Raw genomic sequence first — 2,274 nt, 5'->3', positions numbered from 1 at the left:
ATCATAAAACGAATAAGAAAAGATATAACAATTTCCAACCATTCAAACCGTAAAACAAGGAGGTGTCCATCTTGTGCTATATAGGACTGCCTCCTCGCTTCACTTATATTATTAAGATATTAACAACTTATCTAAATACTCATTGTTTTAGTCTAAAGTATATACGTCACCGTATTTAGCTTCGAAATCTTCTTGAGTTTCTGGAACTACGATTTCTCCAGAAAGGATCTTTTCTTTTACTTCTGCAACTTTAGCTTAAACATCATCTGGAAGTAATGTATCTGTTGGAGCTATATCTACTCCATCATTATCTAAACCAAATGTTTGAATACCCTTAATGTCTTCACCTTTAGTCATTTTTTCTACTATCTTATAAATTGCGTTATCACATCTCTTCATAGCTGAAGTGATTACGTTTTCTGGAGCTAAGTAATTTTGATCAATATCTACACCGATAGCGTATTTACCTTGTTCTTTAGCAGCTTCGATTACACCGTTTCCAGTACCACCAGCTGCGTGGAATACAACATCTGCTCCATTTGTAAACATTTGATTTGTTGCTGCTTTACCAGCTGCCGCATCATTAAATGCATTTGCATTGTATTGTTCAACTGTTGCATCTTTGTTAGTATCAAGTACACCTGCAACATAGCCATAACCAAATTGGTTCATAACAGGAGTTGACATACCAAGAACGAAACCAACTTTATTTGTTTCAGACATCATTGCTGCTACAACACCTACAAGGTATGAAGCTTCGTTTTGCTTGAACATTAAGCAAGATACGTTTGGTAAATCAGAATTTGTACTATCATCGATAATAGCAAATTTTTGATCAGGATAAGCTTCTGCGGCTTCTTTGATTGTATCAGCCATTAAGAACCCACAAGCAACGATTAAGTCCTGTCCTTGATCTACTAATGTTTCCACATTTGATACATAATCTGCTTCTGTCTGAGACTCAAGATAAGTAACTTCAACACCTAACTCTGTTTCAGCTCTTTGAAGACCTTCCCAAGCACCTTGGTTGAAGGATTGGTCATTGATACCACCTACGTCAGTTACCATTGCTATTTTTAATTTAGTACCTGTTGCTGTATCTTCTTTTTCTGTATCATCTGTTGTGGTAGAATCATTCGTTCCTTCTGTTGATGGAGTTTCATTTTTCTTGTTGTTGCTTTTTGAGCTACATGCTGTAAAAGCTAAAACTACAACAAGCATAAGAGCTACAAGTTTAGATAATTTTGTCTTTTTCATTGCCTTCCTCCTTATTTTGCAAACGATTAACATAATATTAGATTATGCATTACATTACAATTTAATATAATACTATTATCTCTACAATTTTGCAAGCCAATTTTTAGTACTTTTCGCGGTAATTTACAGTTATTAGTATGACTTATATTATTTAGTATCACTCCTTATATTACATATTCTTTTTCATGTTTTTATGACAAAATTGTATGATTCTTCTTTGATTATTTTTGGTATTTATCATTGCTTCTGTACCTATATCTGTAAGCAACCCATTAATCTCTCGATAACGAGAACGATACCTCTGTGAGATATATTGGTAACTTGCCTTTGTTTCATATGGTGCAGTATTAAGACACTCAACAATATATTCTGCTAACTTCTTATCAGGGTGTCTTATAGATACTGGATACTGTAACCTTCTTTCATACAACCACATTGTTAATTATCTCCCTCCCAAGGCCACGGTTTCGAGTTCCAAGACCAGTACTCCTCTCTTCTTACATTGTAAGCATCTAGTGGATCAAAAAATCGATTATACTGATTCACCGATTTTACCCGAAGCTTCTTATAGGCCTCATAATACTCACAAGCTGCGATATCATCTGGATGAGTATCTAGGTAAAGTCTTACATCTTCCATCGCAAAACTTACTGTTTGAATCTTATAGAATAATTCCTCTTTGTTAATCTCCTTCACAAATCTTTCCTTCTTTCGCCTTATATGACTTTATTAGTTCTGGGAAGATGGTTCCTTCCATAAGTGCTGTATCTGCGTCATATACATAACTCCATTTTTGTCTAGCCACGTACGCTGTTACACTTACTTTACCTTCGATTCCTTCTAGCGAACTATATTCATAGGGAGCACTACTCATAATGAATTCCCTCCAACATATCTCAATTAATTTCTTTCTGATAAGATATATTATGTCTATTAAATCCAGTTGTTCCTTGCATGGCATCTTTCTAAGATGAAGAATTTCATGATTTTTTAATCGATAATTAAAGAAAAAGGACG

Annotated in this window: 4 protein-coding genes; all 4 read right to left on the bottom strand. The window is 34.4% G+C overall.

What is annotated here, in order from left to right:
* Positions 1–255: 255 nt before the first annotated feature.
* Entirely contained in the window at positions 256–1,257 is a 1,002-nt protein-coding gene (locus ACW2QF_RS19615; RefSeq protein WP_455717704.1) for a BMP family ABC transporter substrate-binding protein, read from the bottom strand.
* 169 nt (positions 1,258–1,426) lie between these two features.
* The gene (locus ACW2QF_RS19610; protein ID WP_455717703.1) at positions 1,427–1,693 is read right to left on the bottom strand and encodes a manganese catalase family protein; all 267 of its coding nucleotides are present in this window, start codon (positions 1,691–1,693) and stop codon (positions 1,427–1,429) included.
* A gap of 2 nt (positions 1,694–1,695) precedes the next feature.
* A complete protein-coding gene (locus ACW2QF_RS19605) occupies positions 1,696–1,953 on the bottom strand; it encodes a spore coat protein CotJB (RefSeq protein ID WP_455717702.1) in 258 nt (85 codons plus the stop codon).
* A partial coding sequence (locus ACW2QF_RS19600) for a spore coat associated protein CotJA (RefSeq protein WP_455717701.1) occupies positions 1,940–2,274 on the bottom strand: 335 nt, incomplete at its 5' end. The genes ACW2QF_RS19600 and ACW2QF_RS19605, both read right to left, overlap by 14 nt.

This window comes from Anaerosporobacter sp. (assembly GCF_965301125.1).
This window is presented reverse-complemented; position numbering and strand designations above follow the sequence as displayed.